Annotated in this window: 18 protein-coding genes; 3 read left to right on the top strand and 15 right to left on the bottom strand. The window is 72.2% G+C overall.

From position 1 onward, the window contains the following. Nucleotides 1–70: 70 nt before the first annotated feature. Nucleotides 71–1,585 (bottom strand): NAD(P)H-hydrate dehydratase, encoded by a 1,515-nt coding sequence (locus HNR68_RS06110; protein ID WP_179718491.1) that lies wholly within the window; start codon nucleotides 1,583–1,585, stop codon nucleotides 71–73. A gap of 164 nt (nucleotides 1,586–1,749) precedes the next feature. After that, on the bottom strand, nucleotides 1,750–3,612 hold the full coding sequence (gene glmS, locus HNR68_RS06105) for a glutamine--fructose-6-phosphate transaminase (isomerizing) (RefSeq protein ID WP_179718489.1): 1,863 nt from the start codon (nucleotides 3,610–3,612) through the stop codon (nucleotides 1,750–1,752). Between the two features lie 111 nt (nucleotides 3,613–3,723). Between glmS and HNR68_RS06100 the strand changes: the two genes are divergently transcribed. Then, nucleotides 3,724–4,560 carry a dienelactone hydrolase family protein gene (locus HNR68_RS06100; protein WP_179718487.1) on the top strand — a complete coding sequence of 279 codons (837 nt, stop codon included), beginning with the start codon at nucleotides 3,724–3,726 and terminating at the stop codon, nucleotides 4,558–4,560. 46 nt (nucleotides 4,561–4,606) lie between these two features. Here the strand turns inward: HNR68_RS06100 and HNR68_RS06095 are convergent, their stop codons facing one another. Further along, nucleotides 4,607–5,311 (bottom strand): hypothetical protein, encoded by a 705-nt coding sequence (locus HNR68_RS06095; protein WP_179718485.1) that lies wholly within the window; start codon nucleotides 5,309–5,311, stop codon nucleotides 4,607–4,609. Nucleotides 5,312–5,361: 50 nt separating this feature from the next. Further along, nucleotides 5,362–6,039, bottom strand: coding sequence for a hypothetical protein (locus tag HNR68_RS06090; RefSeq protein WP_179718483.1), 678 nt, complete (start codon nucleotides 6,037–6,039; stop codon nucleotides 5,362–5,364). Nucleotides 6,040–6,194: 155 nt separating this feature from the next. Here HNR68_RS06090 and HNR68_RS06085 point away from each other — a divergent pair, with 155 nt between their 5' ends. Both HNR68_RS06085 and HNR68_RS06080 read left to right on the top strand, forming a co-directional pair. Then, on the top strand, nucleotides 6,195–6,833 hold the full coding sequence (locus HNR68_RS06085; RefSeq protein WP_179718481.1) for a hypothetical protein: 639 nt from the start codon (nucleotides 6,195–6,197) through the stop codon (nucleotides 6,831–6,833). 121 nt (nucleotides 6,834–6,954) lie between these two features. Beyond that, on the top strand, nucleotides 6,955–7,569 hold the full coding sequence (locus HNR68_RS06080; protein WP_179718479.1) for a hypothetical protein: 615 nt from the start codon (nucleotides 6,955–6,957) through the stop codon (nucleotides 7,567–7,569). A 62-nt stretch (nucleotides 7,570–7,631) separates the two neighbouring features. Here the strand turns inward: HNR68_RS06080 and HNR68_RS06075 are convergent, their stop codons facing one another. The 11 genes from HNR68_RS06075 to rplM form a co-directional block, all read right to left on the bottom strand. Then, a complete protein-coding gene (locus tag HNR68_RS06075) occupies nucleotides 7,632–8,153 on the bottom strand; it encodes a hypothetical protein (protein WP_179718478.1) in 522 nt (173 codons plus the stop codon). 85 nt (nucleotides 8,154–8,238) lie between these two features. Beyond that, nucleotides 8,239–10,815, bottom strand: coding sequence for a hypothetical protein (locus tag HNR68_RS06070; protein ID WP_179718476.1), 2,577 nt, complete (start codon nucleotides 10,813–10,815; stop codon nucleotides 8,239–8,241). After that, a complete protein-coding gene (locus HNR68_RS06065; protein WP_179718474.1) occupies nucleotides 10,815–11,126 on the bottom strand; it encodes a hypothetical protein in 312 nt (103 codons plus the stop codon). Before HNR68_RS06065 ends, HNR68_RS06070 begins: the two co-directional genes overlap by 1 nt. A 250-nt stretch (nucleotides 11,127–11,376) precedes the next feature. Beyond that, on the bottom strand, nucleotides 11,377–11,526 hold the full coding sequence (locus HNR68_RS06060; protein ID WP_179718471.1) for a hypothetical protein: 150 nt from the start codon (nucleotides 11,524–11,526) through the stop codon (nucleotides 11,377–11,379). A 28-nt stretch (nucleotides 11,527–11,554) separates the two neighbouring features. Continuing rightward, complete coding sequence (locus tag HNR68_RS06055; RefSeq protein ID WP_179718469.1) at nucleotides 11,555–11,821, bottom strand: hypothetical protein; 267 nt, start codon at nucleotides 11,819–11,821, stop codon at nucleotides 11,555–11,557. A 19-nt stretch (nucleotides 11,822–11,840) separates the two neighbouring features. After that, the gene (locus HNR68_RS06050) at nucleotides 11,841–11,996 is read right to left on the bottom strand and encodes a hypothetical protein (RefSeq protein WP_179718467.1); all 156 of its coding nucleotides are present in this window, start codon (nucleotides 11,994–11,996) and stop codon (nucleotides 11,841–11,843) included. A gap of 110 nt (nucleotides 11,997–12,106) precedes the next feature. After that, a complete protein-coding gene (locus HNR68_RS06045; RefSeq protein WP_179718465.1) occupies nucleotides 12,107–12,250 on the bottom strand; it encodes a hypothetical protein in 144 nt (47 codons plus the stop codon). A gap of 7 nt (nucleotides 12,251–12,257) precedes the next feature. After that, nucleotides 12,258–12,416 (bottom strand): hypothetical protein, encoded by a 159-nt coding sequence (locus tag HNR68_RS06040; protein WP_179718463.1) that lies wholly within the window; start codon nucleotides 12,414–12,416, stop codon nucleotides 12,258–12,260. 51 nt (nucleotides 12,417–12,467) lie between these two features. Then, the gene (glmM, locus tag HNR68_RS06035) at nucleotides 12,468–13,802 is read right to left on the bottom strand and encodes a phosphoglucosamine mutase (protein WP_179718461.1); all 1,335 of its coding nucleotides are present in this window, start codon (nucleotides 13,800–13,802) and stop codon (nucleotides 12,468–12,470) included. A 252-nt stretch (nucleotides 13,803–14,054) separates the two neighbouring features. Beyond that, nucleotides 14,055–14,534 carry a 30S ribosomal protein S9 gene (gene rpsI / locus HNR68_RS06030; RefSeq protein WP_380573834.1) on the bottom strand — a complete coding sequence of 160 codons (480 nt, stop codon included), beginning with the start codon at nucleotides 14,532–14,534 and terminating at the stop codon, nucleotides 14,055–14,057. Next, a complete protein-coding gene (gene rplM, locus HNR68_RS06025) occupies nucleotides 14,531–14,977 on the bottom strand; it encodes a 50S ribosomal protein L13 (protein ID WP_179718459.1) in 447 nt (148 codons plus the stop codon). Before rplM ends, rpsI begins: the two co-directional genes overlap by 4 nt. Between the last annotated feature and the right edge of the window lie 157 nt (nucleotides 14,978–15,134).

Below are 15,134 nucleotides of genomic sequence, written 5' to 3'. Positions count from 1 at the left end.
CACACAACCCCACCACCCCGATCGGCGTACCACCTGGGACGACGCCCCGTGGCGCCCGCCACGGCACGCGTCAGTCCAGGGCCGCGGCGCGGACCTGGCGGATCGCCACCGGGACCGCCGCGAGCAGGGCCGACGCCCCGATCGGCGCCCCCACCTCGCTCCGCTCGACGGTCCCGCCGTGCGCCGCGAGGTCCGCCGCCCGCGCGTGCACGTGCGCGGCGTACCCGCAGGCCAGCCACGGGTCGACCCCGCTGGCCAGCAGCGCGCCGATCAGCCCCGTCAGGACGTCGCCGGAGCCCGCGGTGGCCGGCCACGCGTGCCGCGAGTCGTTGACCAGCACCCGGCCGTCCGGTGCGGCGACGACCGTGGTGTTGCCCTTGAGCAGCACCACCGCGTCGCAGCGCTGGGCGACCTCCCGCGCCGCCGTGACCCGGTCCGGGCCCAGTCCCTCCCCGGCCAGCCGCGCGAACTCGCCGGCGTGCGGCGTCAGGACCAGCGGCGCGTCCGGGTCCCGCGCGTCCCAGAGCGCCGGGTCGTCGGCGAGCAGCGTGATCGAGTCGGCGTCGGCGCACACCGGTCGCCCGGACTCCAGCACGTGCCGCAGCACGTCCCGCCCGCTGGCCCCGGTGCCGATGCCCGGCCCGACCGCCCACGCCTGCACCCGGCCGGCGTCCCCGACCGAGCCGGTGGCCACCACCTCCGGCCAGTGGGACCGCACCACGTCCGCGGCCGGACCGGCGTAGCGGACCATGCCCGAGGTCGCCTGCACCGCGGCCCCGCTGGCCAGCACCGCAGCGCCCGGGTAGCTGGCCGAACCGGCGGCCACGCCGACCACGCCCTGGCTGTACTTGTCGTCGGCCGGGCCCGGCACCGGCCAGCCCGCGCCGATCTCGGCGGCCTCCAGCACGTGCAGCTCGGGGCTCGGCAGGTGGTCGTCGAGGCCGATGTCGACCACCTCGACCTCGCCCGAGCGCACCGCGCCCTCGCCCAGCACGTGGCAGGGCTTGCGACCGCCGAAGGTCACGGTCAGGTCCGCCGACACCGCGGGTCCCTCGACGGCGCCGGTCACCGGGTCGACGCCGCTGGGCAGGTCGACCGCCACCACCGGCACCTCCACCCGCCGCACCAGCTCGGCCGCGGTCGGCCGCAGCGAGCCGCGCGCGGACAGGCCGACGATGCCGTCGACCACGACGTCGGCCCGCTCCACGGCGTCCGCCGCGTCGGCGCCGATCCCCGCGGTGTCCGGGCTGGCGCCCTCGGCGGGCACCGCGCGACCGCCGGCGCGGCGCAGCGCGGCGAGCCCCGCGGCGTGCGCCTTCTCCGGGGCGAGCAGCACGGCGGTGACCCCGACCCCGCGACGGCGCAGGAAGGCCCCCGCCCACAGCGCGTCGCCGCCGTTGTTCCCGGCGCCGACCAGCAGCGCGACCCGTCGGCCGGCGACGCCACCGGTGCACTCGTCGAGCAGGCGCGCGGTGTGCACGGCGACCGCGAAGGCGGCGCGGCGCATCACCACGGGTTCCGGAGTGCTGACGAAGAGCTGCTGCTCAGCGGCGCGGATCTGGTCCGGGGTCCACACTCCGTGCATCGCGTCCTCCCTCGACACCACCGGCACGATCTCGCACAGTCTGCCCGGCACCCCCGCGCCACCGCACCACACCGCGCCCAGGGGCCTCCAGGACGAGGCGAGGGGCGCCTCCCACCAACCCCGTTGGCGGGAGGCGCCCCTCACGCTTCACACGATCGGGCGGGTCACTCCACCGTGACGGACTTGGCGAGGTTGCGGGGCTTGTCGACGTCGTAGCCGCGGGCGCGAGCGATCTCCGCCGCCAGCACCTGGAGCGGCACCGTGGACACCAGCGGCTGCAGCAGCGTCGGCACCGCCGGTACGGTGATCAGCTCGTCGGCGAACGGCCGCACCGCCTCGTCGCCCTCCTCCGCGATCACGATGGTGCGCGCACCGCGCGCCTGGATCTCGCGGATGTTGGACACCAGCTTGGCGTGCAGCAGGGCGCGGCCGGTCGGCGACGGCATCACCACGACCACCGGCAGGCCCTCCTCGATCAGCGCGATCGGGCCGTGCTTGAGCTCGCCCGCGGCGAAGCCCTCGGCGTGCATGTAGGCGAGCTCCTTGAGCTTGAGCGCGCCCTCCAGCGCCACCGGGTAGCCGACGTGCCGCCCCAGGAACAGCACCGCCTTGGAGTCGGCCAGCTCCTGCCCCAGCTGCCGCACCTGGTCGACGGTGGTCAGCGCCTGGCGCACCGCGTCCGGCATCGCGGCCAGCTCGGCGTGCTCGCGCGCCACCTCGTCGGCGTACTTCGTGCCGCGCGCCTGCGCCAGGGCCAGCCCCACCAGGTAGTTCGCCGCGATCTGGGCGAGGAACGTCTTGGTGGCCGCGACGCCGATCTCCGGCCCGGCGTGGGTGTAGAGCACCGCGTCGGACTCGCGCGGGATCTGCGCGCCGTTGGTGTTGCAGATCGCCAGCACGCGCGCCCGCTGGGTGCGGGCGTGCCGCACCGCCTCCAGGGTGTCGGCGGTCTCGCCGGACTGGGAGATCGCCACCACCAGGGTGTCGCGGCCCAGCACCGGGTCGCGGTAGCGGAACTCGCTGGCCAGCTCGACCTCGACCGGGATCCGGCACCAGTGCTCGATGGCGTACTTGGCGACCAGCCCGGCGTGGTAGGCGGTGCCGCAGGCCACCACGAACACCTTGTCCACGTCCCGCAGGTCCTGCTCGGTGAGCCGGAGCTCGTCGAGCACGATGCGGCCGTCCGAGAAGTGCCCGCGCAGCGTGTTCTCCAGCGCCTCGGGCTGCTCCTCGATCTCCTTGAGCATGAAGTAGTCGTGGCCGCCCTTCTCCGCGGCCGACAGGTCCCAGTCCACGCGGAACGGCTTGGTCTCGACCTCGACGTCGTTGAAGTCGGTCACCCGGTAGCCGTCGCGGGTGATGGTGACCACCTGGTCCTGGCCGAGCTCCACCGCGTCCCGGGTGTGCTCGATGAACGCCGCGACGTCCGAGGCGATGAAGTGCTCGCCCTCGCCGACGCCGACCACCAGCGGCGACGAGCGGCGCGCGGCCACGACCTTGTCCGGCTCGGCGGCGTGCGTCACGACCAGCGTGAACGCGCCCTCCAAGCGACGGGCGACGGCGCACACGCTGGCGCTGAGGTCACCGGCGGTGGGCCCGTCGGCGTAGGCGGCGGCGACCAGGTGTGCCGCGGTCTCGGTGTCGGTGTCGCTGGTCATCTCCACGCCCGCGGCCTCGAGCTCGGCGCGCAGCACGGCGAAGTTCTCGATGATGCCGTTGTGCACCACGGCGACCTGCCCGGAGGCGTCGCGGTGCGGGTGGGCGTTGCGGTCGGTCGGCGCGCCGTGCGTGGCCCACCGGGTGTGACCCATGCCGCTGTTCCCGGCGAAGCGGTCGTCCTCGACCTCGGCGAGCCGCTTCTCCAGGTTCGACAGCGCGCCCGCGGCGCGTTCCACGGCGAGGCTGCCCGCGCCGTCGAGCAGTGCCACGCCCGCCGAGTCGTAACCCCGGTACTCGAGCCGCCGGAGGCCGTTGAGCACCACGTCAAGCGCCTGGCGATGTCCTACGTAACCAACGATGCCGCACACCCGAACCAGCGTAGCTACTCCACATGGTCTGAACCTGTTCGGACGGTCGTGGGACACCCCCGTCCGGCGGACACCGCGCGCGCACGCGCGAGTCCGCTACCGTTGCTGACCATGGCGCGCACTGCCAAGAAGGCCCCTTCCGCGAAGACCGCGTTCGAAGAGCTGTCCCGCCGCGGACCGCACGAGGTGCTGCACGGCGACCTGTCGGTCGTCGGGCTGCCGGGCATCGTCTGCACCCCGCGCCGCGGGCTGGGACTGCCCGCGGTCGCGTTCGGGCACGGCTGGCTGCAACCGCCGCGCCGCTACCTGGGCCTGCTCCGGCACCTCGCCTCGTGGGGCATCGTGGTGGCCGCGCCGGCCACCCAGCTCGGCGCGTTCGCCTCGCACCGGCTGTTCGCCAGCGACCTGCGCACCGCGCTGGACGTCTGCGTGGGGGTGCGGCTCGGCGAGGGCGAGATCAGCGTGGACGAGAAGCGGCTGGGTGTCGCCGGGCACGCCATGGGCGGCGGGTGCGCGGTGCTGGCGGCCGCCGCCGACGAGCGGATCCGGTCGGTGGCCACGCTGGCGGCGGCGGAGACGCGCCCGTCGGCGTTCGAGGCCGCGGCGCACGTCCGCGTGCCGGGGTTGCACCTCGCGGCGGGCGAGGACCTGCTGGCGCCGCCGGTGTCCAACGCCGTGCCGATCGCCCGGGACTGGGCCGGGGCGGTGCAGCTGCGCACCCTGCGCCGGGCCAGCCACCTCGGCTTCACCGAGGGCAAGCACTGGACCCAGCTGGTCCTGCACGGCAAGCCCCAGCACGCGACGCAGCGGGCGACCAAGGCCCTGCTCACCGCCTACTTCCTGAGCACGCTGGCCGGGGACCGCCGCGGCGACGCCCTGCTGACCTCCGACGTCGGGGGCGCCCACATCGACCGGGAGCACAGCCGGGGCGTCATCACCGCGGCCTGACCGGCCGCGCCGGTGCCGCAGGACCGCTGGCGGGTGGCGGCCCCGCTCAGAGCCCTGCGGCGAACTCCTCGGCGACCACCTTCGCTCCCCACGCCGCTTCGGCGACCGGCATGCGCTCGTCCTCGATCCAGTAGGTCTTGTCGTAGCCGTCGTAGCCGACCGACACCGTCGTGGTGCCCTTGCGGAAGACCAGCAGGGCTTGCTTGGCCTCGGTCCCGGTGGCCAGGAACGCCTCGTCCCACGGGCCGGCCACCTCGACCACCCGCACCGCGCCGGCGCCGTCGGTCTGCCGGTGGCTCTCGTAGGCCTCCTCGGCTTCCGCCACCGCCTCCTCGGGATCGTCGGCCACCGACCGGGTCACGGTGATGTCCAGGTAGCGCTCGTCGTTGCCGTCCTGGCCCTTCGTCGGCCGCCACCTGCAGCCGGCCGCACCGGTGTCCTCCGACTCGTGACCGTCGACGAAGTTGGTGGTGCGCAGCCGCCGGAGGGTGTCCTCGCTGACCAGGTCGCACGGCGCGATCACGGCCTTCCCGGAGGGTTCCTGTCCGGCGGGCGTGGTGATGACGCTGTGCCGCCAGGAGAAGTAGCCACCGGCCACGATCCCGGCGCCCAGCAGCACGACGACGCCGATCACGACGAGCGTGACGCACCCGGCCCGGCTCTTCTTCGGGACCTGCTGCCACTGCTGGTACTGCTGCTCGGTGGGCACCTGCTGGTGCGGCTGCCCCCACTGCCCCGGATGGTGTCGCACCAGCGGATGGTACGCATCCCGTCCGTCGTCGGGCGGCGGTGACGGCGGGCTCAGAGCTTGGCGGCGATCTCCTGCGCGACTGCCCGCACGGCCTGCACCGCCTCCGCCTCGGACATGTCGACGCTGTCGCCCATGAAGCCCTTGTCCCGGCCGCTGTAGCCGACGGTCACGATCGTCCGGCCCTGGCGGAAGCTCACCTCGGACTTGCCCTCGCCGCCGGAGGTCAGGAACGCCTCCTCGCCGAGGCCGGGCAGCTCCGCGACGTCGTCGGGGGCGCTGTCCCGGAGGGTCTCGAACGTCTCCGTCACGTCGCCGCTCGCCGGCACGCTGCGGACGTCGACCCGCAGGGTCCGCTCGTCGATGCCGTCGCGCCCCGCCGTCGGCCCCCACCCGCAGCTGGCCAGGCCGGACTCCGCGTCCTCGCTCGCGATCGTCGGGTCGGGGTTGGTCACGTGCAGGCGCTGCAGGGTCGGCTTCCCCACCAGGTCGCACTGCGGGGGCAGCGCGGCGTTCGTCGGCGGCTCCCCGGCGGGCTTGGAGTAGTCCACGTACTCCAGCGCGAGGAAACCACCGGCACCGACCAGGACCAGGACCGCGAAGCCGAGGCCCGCGACCAGGCCGATGCGCTTCCCGCGCCCGTTCTGCGGCGGCTGCTGGTACGGGGGCTGCTGCTGCGGGTGCTGACCACCTGGCGGAGGCCCCCACTGCCCCGGCTGCTGAGGGTGCACCCGGCGAGGGTAACGAACAACCTCACCGGGCTCGGGGGATTCGGCGGAGGGAGGTCCGGTGCGGCAGACACTCCGGTTGCCGGAGCAGCGGGCGCTGCGGGTGACGTGAGCCGGAAACCGACCCGAGCCGAGGCCCGGCTGCCACAATCCCGAACATGACCTCACCACAGCCACCCCACGGGCCACCGCCCGGGCAGCCTCCCGGCTACCCACACCAGCCCGGCTACCCGCACCAGCCCGGCTACCCACAACAGCAGTACCCGCAGCAGTACCCGCAGCAGCCGGTTCACCCGCAGCAGCCCGGCTTCGCGCCCCCACCAGGGCAGGGACCCGCGCCCACCGCGCCCCGCGGCCTGCTCATCACGACGTCGATCGTGAACATCGCGATCGCTCTGTTCCTGTGCACCATCGGGGTGCTGCGCCTGATGTCGCTGTCCAAGTACTGGACGGGCGAGTACGAGTTCGAGCTGTCCGTTCCCGGGCAGATCCTCTACGTGCTCGCTGTCCTCAGCCTGGTCGCCGGGGGCGTGTTCCTCGTGCTCGGCTCCGTCCTGCTGTTCCGGACGAGGCAGAAGGGCGCGTTGTTCACCGTGATCGGCGGCGGTGCGGCCGTGCTGGCCCTGGTCCTCGACTGGGCAGGTGGCGCCGTCTCGCTGATGACCGTGTACCCGGAGCAGATCAGCTTCGGGAACATCGTCGACGAGATCAAGATGATCTTCGTCCTCGTCGCGCTCGTGGGCATCGCCCCGCTGGTCCTCGGGTCGCTGCCCGCTCTCAAGCGCGGATTGCGCTGACGACGTGATCCCGGGGGGGGAGCACCAGCTCCGGGCCCTCAGCTGCCGCACTCGTCGGCAGGGGTGACGCGGGTCGGGATCAAGCCCACCTACTTAGCGCGGTGAGCCACAATCGGCATCCATGACCTCACCGCAGCCACCCTACGGACAACCGCAGCAGCCCGGACCTCCTCCCGGGTACCCGCAGCAGGGGTACCCGCAGCAACCTCCTGGGTACCCGCAGCAGGCATACCCGCAACAGCCCGGAAACCCGCAGCAGGGGTACCCGCAGCCCTACCCGGGCCAGCCCTACCCGCCGCCCGCTCCGGCGACGGGCCCGTCACCGGTCTTCGCGATCATCCTCGGTGCGATCGCGATCATCGTGTCACTGGTGATCATCATCGATTTCGTCACCACCACGAGCGTGATCGTGGTGGTCCTCTGCGTGACCGGTGGCGCGGCGCTCGCCGCGGGCGGGGTGACCCTGGTCCTCCGGCACTGGATCGCTCCGTGGCTGTTCGTCGGCGCCACAGCCCTCTTCGTCGGCTACTACGTCGAGCGGGTCCTCTACAAGTTCCAGCACCTCGAGCCGGCGCGCGGCGACACCACCGCGGAGGCGTTCTACTCCTGGTCGGCGATCGCCACGCTGGTCCCGGTGGCGATCATGACCGTGCTGGTCTTCCTCCCGTTCATCCGGAAGGCGTTGAAGCCGAAGGCCACCGCCGCCCCCGCGCAGCCGGTGCAGTACTACCAGTGAGACGACCGGATCGAACATGACGAAGGCGGGGCAGGTGCGCACCTGCCCCGCCTTCGCCCGGCTCACCTCAGCCAGCTCTGGTTCTCGAAGTCGTCGTCATCGTCGAAGTCGGGCTGCTGGCGACGCGGTGCCGGTCCGGGCGCCGATGGCGGTTTCGGAGCCGCGGGCGGCGGAGGCGCCGACTCGTTCCGCCGACCGAACCGTCCAGCTTGGACGTTCCAACCGCTGCTCTGCTCCGGCTCCGGAGGTCGCGGCACCGCGCTCCGCTCGGGCTGCGCCGGCTGCGCGGCCTGCGCCGTGGTCGCCGCGGTCTCCTCCGCGCGCTTCTGCTGCGCGTACAGCTGCTGCGAGAAGCGCTCGACCTCGGGATCGGGGTCCTCGGTCTCGGGTTCCTCGTTGACCGAGATCTCCTCCACACCCCTCTTGGTGTCGAGGCTCCGCAGGTGCGCGGCGCGCTCCCGCACCCGCTGCACGAGCTTCTGCGCCTTCTCCGACGCCTCCTTGGCGCTCTGCTGGCCTTCCTTGGCGGAGTCGCGCCAGGACTGCTCGAGCGAGCTCGTCCTGGCCGCGTGCTCCCTGGCCAAGCCTTCGATCGAATTTCGGAACGCCTTGGCTTTGTCACTGAGGGCGGTCACCAGTCCACCTCTCCGTCACCAGTTCTCCCCCACATCACCGATCCCGGTCCTGACCGAGCACGGACTGGAACCGCACGTTGGACGCCTCGACACCGTCGTCGAACAGCTGCCCCTGGGTGCGCCACGGACTGGCGTTGGTGCGCTCCTGGTCGCCGCCCTGCTGAGCGCCGTGCGCGCCACCCATCGCGCCCATCATGCCGCCACCCATCATGCCGCCACCGCCCGCGGCGGCGTTGGGGTTCTGGGTGCCTTGCTGACCACTCGGCTGGCCGTGCCCCGGTTCACCGCCGAAGGACGACAAACCGGTGGCACCCTGCGGCTGCGCCCCGTCGGACGGCGGGTTGGAGGCGCCGAACGACGACAGGCCGGTGGAGCCGGTCTGGGCCCCGGGCTGACCGGACCCGCTGTCGAACAACTGCCCGGATGCGCTGCCGAACGAGTTCTGCACACCTTCGCCCACCGGGGTGAAGCTCGACAGGCCTGCCGCCTGCGGCGTGGTGGCGGCGGGCGCGTTCGGATCGACCATCGCCGGTGCGGGACCGCCCGCGGCGGGCATCGTGGTCACGCCATCGGCGACGGCCGGGCCGCCGTCGAAGGTGGGCATGGCGGAGCCGGCACCGGCGTCCGGCGGCGGCAGCGGGGAGCTCATGTCGGGTGGGGGCATCTCGGTGCCCACAGGGGGCGGCGTACCCACGGCCGCTTCCGGGACCACCGGTTCGGGTCGCACCGGCTCGCCGAACCCGGCGGGCTGCACGACCTCCGGCCCGCCGAACGGCGGGTTCGGCTGCTCGTTGCCGAAGTCGATCGTCTGGTTCAACGGCGGCTGCCCACCGCCGTTGTCCACGCTGACCTTGATCTCGCCGGTCGGCGTGCGCTCCAGGGTGATGGTGCGGTCGCCTTCGCGGATCACGGCCTTGCCGTCCTCGCCGGGCTGCACCGGGATGGGGCCCTGACCGCCCTGTCCCGGCGATCCCATGCCCGGCGGCATCTCACCGGGCGCGGGCATCGTCTGGGCGCCGCCCGGCGCCCCCGGGATCGGCTGCCCCGGCACACCCGGCTGTCCCGGCACCGGCTGGCCAAGGCCGCCCTGGCCGCCGAAGTCGACCTCGTACGTCTTCGGCTGCCCGTCGGGGCCCACCAGCTCGACCGTGGTCTTGCCGTCCGGACCGGGCGCCCCGACGCTCACCGCGTTCTCGCCCTCGCCGAGGGTGACCTTCTCGCGCTCGCCAGCACCGGCGCCGCCTTCACCAGGCGTGGGCATCTCCGGCGGTTCCGGGGCCTCGGGGACGTCCGGCATCTCCGGCGCCTCCGGCGGCTTGGGGATGCCGCCACCCCCGCCGGGCGTGCCGCCACCCCCGCCGGGCGTGCCGCCACCTCCACCGGTGCCGTTCCCACCGTCCTGCTGACCACGGGGCTGCTCGCCGCCGGGCTTGTCACCGTCGTCCTTGCCGCCCGGGTTCTTGAACGGGTTCTCCTCGGCCTTGCCCAGTTCCTCGTTCAGCTTCTTCCAGGCTTCGTCGATCTTCTCCTTGGTGTCGTCGCAGAGCTTGGTGAACGCCTCGCACACGGCCTCCACGCCCTTGTCGCAGAACGCGGAGCGGGTGACCTCGCGGCACTTCTTCTCGATCTGGTCCTTCACCTCGTCGGTGAGGTCGCCGCAGTCCTCCTCGATCGGCACGTCCCAGATCGAGCACGCCTGCTTGAGCACCATGTCGTCGTCGGTGCCGTTGCCGACCTGGACGGTGATCTCCCACTCCGACTTCGCCTTGCCGGCGATCTCGTAGACCTGCTCGTTGTAGCCCAGCACCGCCTCGGCCTTGCCGCGGATCATCTCGGCGACCGCCTTGACGGTGTCCTGCGTCATCGATGCCGCGTCGCTGACGGTGGTGATGACCCGCTCCTGCGCGGTCGGGTGGAACTTGCTCGAGTAGAAGTCCTGGGAAGCCTGCGACGCGGCGCCCGTCCAGCTCTTCCACAAGCTGCTCAGCTTGTCGGACATGGTCTGCACCGAGTCCCGCATGCCCTTCTCGGCCGCGTTGAGGTCCTCGATGTTCTTGGCGAACTTGTCGAAGTTCAGCCCGCGCTGCTCGTTGTAGCGCTTCTTGACCTCGTCGAGCGACGGAACCTTGTCCCGGTTCTCGTAGTAGCCCTCGATCTTCTCGTAGAGCGGGATCCAGGTGTCGAAGAACTTCATCCCCGGCTTGCCCGCGTCGAGCAGCTCGTCGGCGCTCTTCGCGCCCGCGCCACCGTGGTCACCGTTCTCAGCCTTGCGCTTGCTGTCCTCCAGCGTGCCCTTGCCGTTCTCGACGGCCTCGTCCTGCTTCCTTCGCGCCTCCGCCGCGGCGTCGGCCGACTTCTTCGCCTCGTCGAATCTGTCCCGCAGGTTCTGGTCGCGGTCACCGACGGACCACGATTCACCTTTGACCCGCCAATAGCCGTCGTCGTACTTCTCGAGGTACGGTTCGACTTCGTCTCGGACTCCCAAGAACGCGAAGTCATCCTCAGCCGCGTACGCGAGGGCCAAGTTCCGCTTCTGATCGTCCGGCACAGCCGGGTCGTCCAGGAGCTTCTTGACCTCTTCCCAACTCGGCAGCGGCTTCTCGTCAGCCATCAGTTACCCCCAGAGGACTTCACGGTCTCCGCGGCGTCGGCGTCGGACCACTCGTAGCCGGAGCCGGTCTTCTCCAGCTTCGCGGCGAAGTCGTCCATCGCGTCGGCCAAGCTGGCCACGCACTTGCCGATCTTGTTCATCGCTTCCTGGTACGGCCCGAAGTTGCCGGTGTGCGCCTCGCCGAAGTCGGCTTGCCCCATCCCCATGTCGCCGATCTTCTTGCTGTGCTCGTCGCGGATCGGATCCGCGGCTCCCCTGATGCTGCCCGCAGCGGATGTGAACTCACCCGCGTTCGCCCCGAACCCGGACACCGTTCCCCCTCCTCCTAGCTCGGCCGTCCGCACCGGACGGCAACGTCGGCGACTGATCCGACGCACCTCGAAACCGTGCAGTTCCCCAATCTTGGCAGGTTCTGCCACCCGGAGGGACGGATACGGCGCCTCGCTTGCATCCGCGAGGGGGAGAAGTGGATCACTGCGGTGGGCGTGGGGGCTGCTCGGGGCGCCTCACCAGCAGGGTGACGCGTTCCGCGATCCCGCCGAGGACGCCCCCTGGGGGCGGTCAGCGCTGGTACGGGTTCGGCCCGTAGCCGATCGGCGGCGGGGGCACCGAGGACGAGCCCCGGTTCCTCGTCATCCGCACCACCGCGGCGCCCGCACCGGCACCGGCCGCGCCACCCAACACCACGGCGACGAGGACCATTTCGATCATGTGCAATCCCTCCAGGAGAGCTCGCCCGTCACTGCGGCGGGTACGGGCCCTGCGGCGGCTGGCCGTACCCCTGCGGACCCTGCGGTGGCTGGCCGTAGCCCGGCGGACCCTGCGGCGGCTGGCCGTACCCCGGCGGGGGCTGCGGCGGGAACTGCTGGGGCTGCGGGGCGAAGCCCTGCTGGGGGTAGCCCATCGGTTGCGGCGCGGCGCCGCGCTTGCTCTTGACGATCAGGAACGCGGCCAGGGCGCCGGCGCCACCGCCGAGCAGGACGCCGAGCACGAGCGCGATGATCACGGATTCCCTCCCCCGGGAGTCACTGGCGGTACGGACCCTGCGGCGGGTACGGCGGCATGCCCGGCGGCGGGAACTGCTGCGCCTTCTCCTTCGTCATCGCGAACCCGACGATGACACCCCCGCCCGCTCCAGCGACGATGCCCGCCACGAGCACGAGCAGAAAGTCCACAGACACCGGCCCCTCCCGTCATCGGTTCCGCCCGCAGAACCTATCGGACGCCCCCGGACGCACGACAGGAGAACCCCGGATCCGAGCAGCACGCGGCCCCCGCGCCGGCAGGAGCCTCAGTACCCGCCGCCGGTGGGCAGGAGGAAACCCAGTCCCCAGCTCTGGGCGAGGACGACGGCCAGCACGAAGGCCCCCACGAGCATGCACACCAGTGGGACCACCAGCACCATCAGCAGATCGCCGAAGAACCGTCCGCGCATGGTCGCATCAGCTCCGGCGTCGTCGGTTGACGAACTTGGACCGCCCCTCGTGCGCGGCGTTGACGGCCTTGACGCCGACGAGCGCGACTGCGGAGAAGATCACGAGACCGACGACGAGCCCGACAGCGATGAGCCCGACGATCATGGCGACAACGATGGCACCCATGTGAGCAGGATCTCACAGATCGGCCATCCGTGAGAGACTCACGTCACAAGATCACCGGTTTGCGGCAACGATCTCCGCCAAACGCTCCGCCGCGGCCTGCGCGCTCTCCTCCGTCCGGGCCTCGACCATCACCCGCACCAGCTGCTCGGTGCCGGACGGGCGCAGCAGGACGCGCCCGGTCTCGCCCAGCTCGGTCTCGGTCTGCGACACCGCCGCGATGACCTCGGGCGAGGCCACCGCCGCCACCTTGTCCGCGACCCGGACGTTGATCAGCACCTGCGGCAGCCGACGCATCACCTTGGCCAGCGACGCCAGCGGGGTGCCGGTGGCCGCCACGCGCCCCATCAGGCGCAGCGCGGTGAGCAGGCCGTCCCCGGTGGTGGCGTGGCCGGGCAGCACGACGTGGCCAGACTGCTCGCCGCCGAGGGCGTAGCCACCGGCGCGCAGCTCCTCCAGGACGTAGCGGTCGCCGACCGCCGTGGTGCGCAGGGTGACGCCCTGCTCGCGCATCGCCAGGTGCAGGCCGAGGTTGCTCATGACCGTCGCGACCAGCGTGTTGTCGGTGAGCTCCCCGGACTCCTGCATGGCCACCGCGAGGATCGCCATGATCTGGTCGCCGTCCACCGCCGCGCCGGAGGCGTCCACCGCGAGGCAGCGGTCGGCGTCCCCGTCGTGCGCCACGCCCAGGTCCGCGCCGTGGTCGACCACGGCGGCCTGCAGCACCTCGAGGTGCGTGGAGCCGACCCCGTCGTTGATGTTGAGGCCGTCCGGCTCGGCGTTGATCGCCACCACCTCGGCACCCGCCCGCCGGTAGGCCTCCGGGGCCGCGGTCGCGGCCGCGCCGTTGGCGCAGTCCACCACGACCTTGAGCCCGTTCAGCGGCTGCGGGGCCGCGGCGAGCAGGTGGTCGACGTAGCGGCGCACCGCGTCCGGCACGTCGCGCACCCGGCCGACGTGCACCCCGGTCGGGCGCTGGACCTGCTCGTCGAGCCGCGCCTCGATCTCGTCCTCGACCGCGTCCGGCAGCTTGTGCCCGCCGGCCGCGAAGAGCTTGATCCCGTTGTCCGGCATCGGGTTGTGCGAGGCGGAGATCATCACCCCGAGGTCCGCGCCGAGCTCGGCCACCAGGTGCGCGACCGCCGGGGTGGGCAGCACGCCGACCCGCAGCACGTCCGCCCCGGCCGAGGTCAGGCCCGCGGTGACGGCGGCCTCCAGCATCTCGCCGCTGGCCCGCGGGTCGCGGCCGACCAGCGCGACGCGGCGCTGGGAGCCGTCCCGGTCGTAGAGCACCCGGGCTGCCGCGGCGGCCACCGACATGGCCAGTTCCGGGGTCAGGTCGTCGTTGGCCAGCCCACGCACCCCGTCGGTGCCGAACAACCGAGACATCAGCAGCAAGTCCTCCTCGTCCATCGGCGCGCCCGTCCCGCGGTCGACGTGCGCCGCCTGCTCATTCTGGTGAGCACGTTCACAGCTCGCACCGCCGAGGTCCCCCCCGCGGGCCGACCGCGCGTGACCGCGCACCGGCGGAGCCGTGATGTCCAACGACGGACGGGGAGATCGGCTGCGCAAACGACTGCGGGAGCAGCCGCGTCCGTTGTGGACTGTCGACTGCTCCCGCGGTCCGTGTCTGCTCTCGCGTCAGCGCTTGCTGTACTGCGGCGCCTTGCGGGCCTTCTTGAGGCCGTACTTCTTGCGCTCCTTCTCCCGCGCGTCACGGGTGAGCATGCCGGCCTTCTTCAGCGCCGGACGGTCGTCGGCGTCGTTGGCGGCCAGCGCACGGGCGATGGCCATGCGCAGCGCGCCCGCCTGGCCGGACGGGCCGCCGCCGCGCAGGGTGGCCAGCACGTCGAAGCCCTCGAGGCGCTCGACGGTCACCAGCGGCTCCTTGACCAGCTGCTGGTGGACCTTGTTCGGGAAGTACTGCTCAAGGGGCTTGCCGTTGAGCTTGAAGTCGCCGCTGCCCGGCACCAGCCGGACGCGGGCGACGGCCTCCTTGCGGCGACCGACGGTCTGCACCGGGCGACCACTCGGCACCGGGACCGGCGCCGGAGCCTCGGCGGCCTCCACCGTCTCCTCCGGGGCGTTCACTGCCTCTTCCTGCTGAAGTTCGTCAGTCACTTCTGGACCTTCGCTTTGATCTCGAACGGCTGCGGGTTCTGGGCCTGGTGCGGGTGCTCCGGACCGGCGTAGACCTTGAGCTTCTTGCCCATGGCCCGGCCGAGCTTGTTCTTCGGGAGCATGCCCTTGATCGCCTTCTCGAGCAACCGCTCGGGGTGCTTCTCCAGCACCTCACCGAAGGACTGCTTGCGCAGACCACCCGGGTAACCGCTGTGCCGGTAGTGGAACGCCTGCTCACGCTTGTTGCCGGTGAGGGCAACCTTCTCAGCGTTGATGATGACGACGAAGTCGCCGGTGTCCACGTGCGGTGCGTAGGTCGGCTTGTGCTTGCCGCGCAGCAGCGTCGCGGCCTGAGTTGCCAACCGGCCGAGCACAACATCCTCGGCGTCGATCACGTGCCAGGCGCGGGTCACCTCGCCGGGCTTCGGGCTGTACGTGCGCACGGGTCTACCTCGTCGTTCGCGTCGGAATCGTCAGTGCGGAGCCCGTCTCGATCACGTCGGCCGACCCCTCCGGGGGATCGGCGCGTCCGCCAGCACCGCCGCCGGGACCGTGGTCCGCAGACCCGGTCCGCTGGCGCGAGCTGCAGCCGCGCACCGC

Origin of the sequence: Saccharopolyspora hordei (assembly GCF_013410345.1) — a bacterium.
In the GTDB taxonomy this organism is placed as follows: Bacteria; Actinomycetota; Actinomycetes; order Mycobacteriales; family Pseudonocardiaceae; genus Saccharopolyspora; species Saccharopolyspora hordei.
Note: the sequence above shows the minus strand (reverse complement) of the source record. Positions and strands in the feature narration are given on the sequence as shown.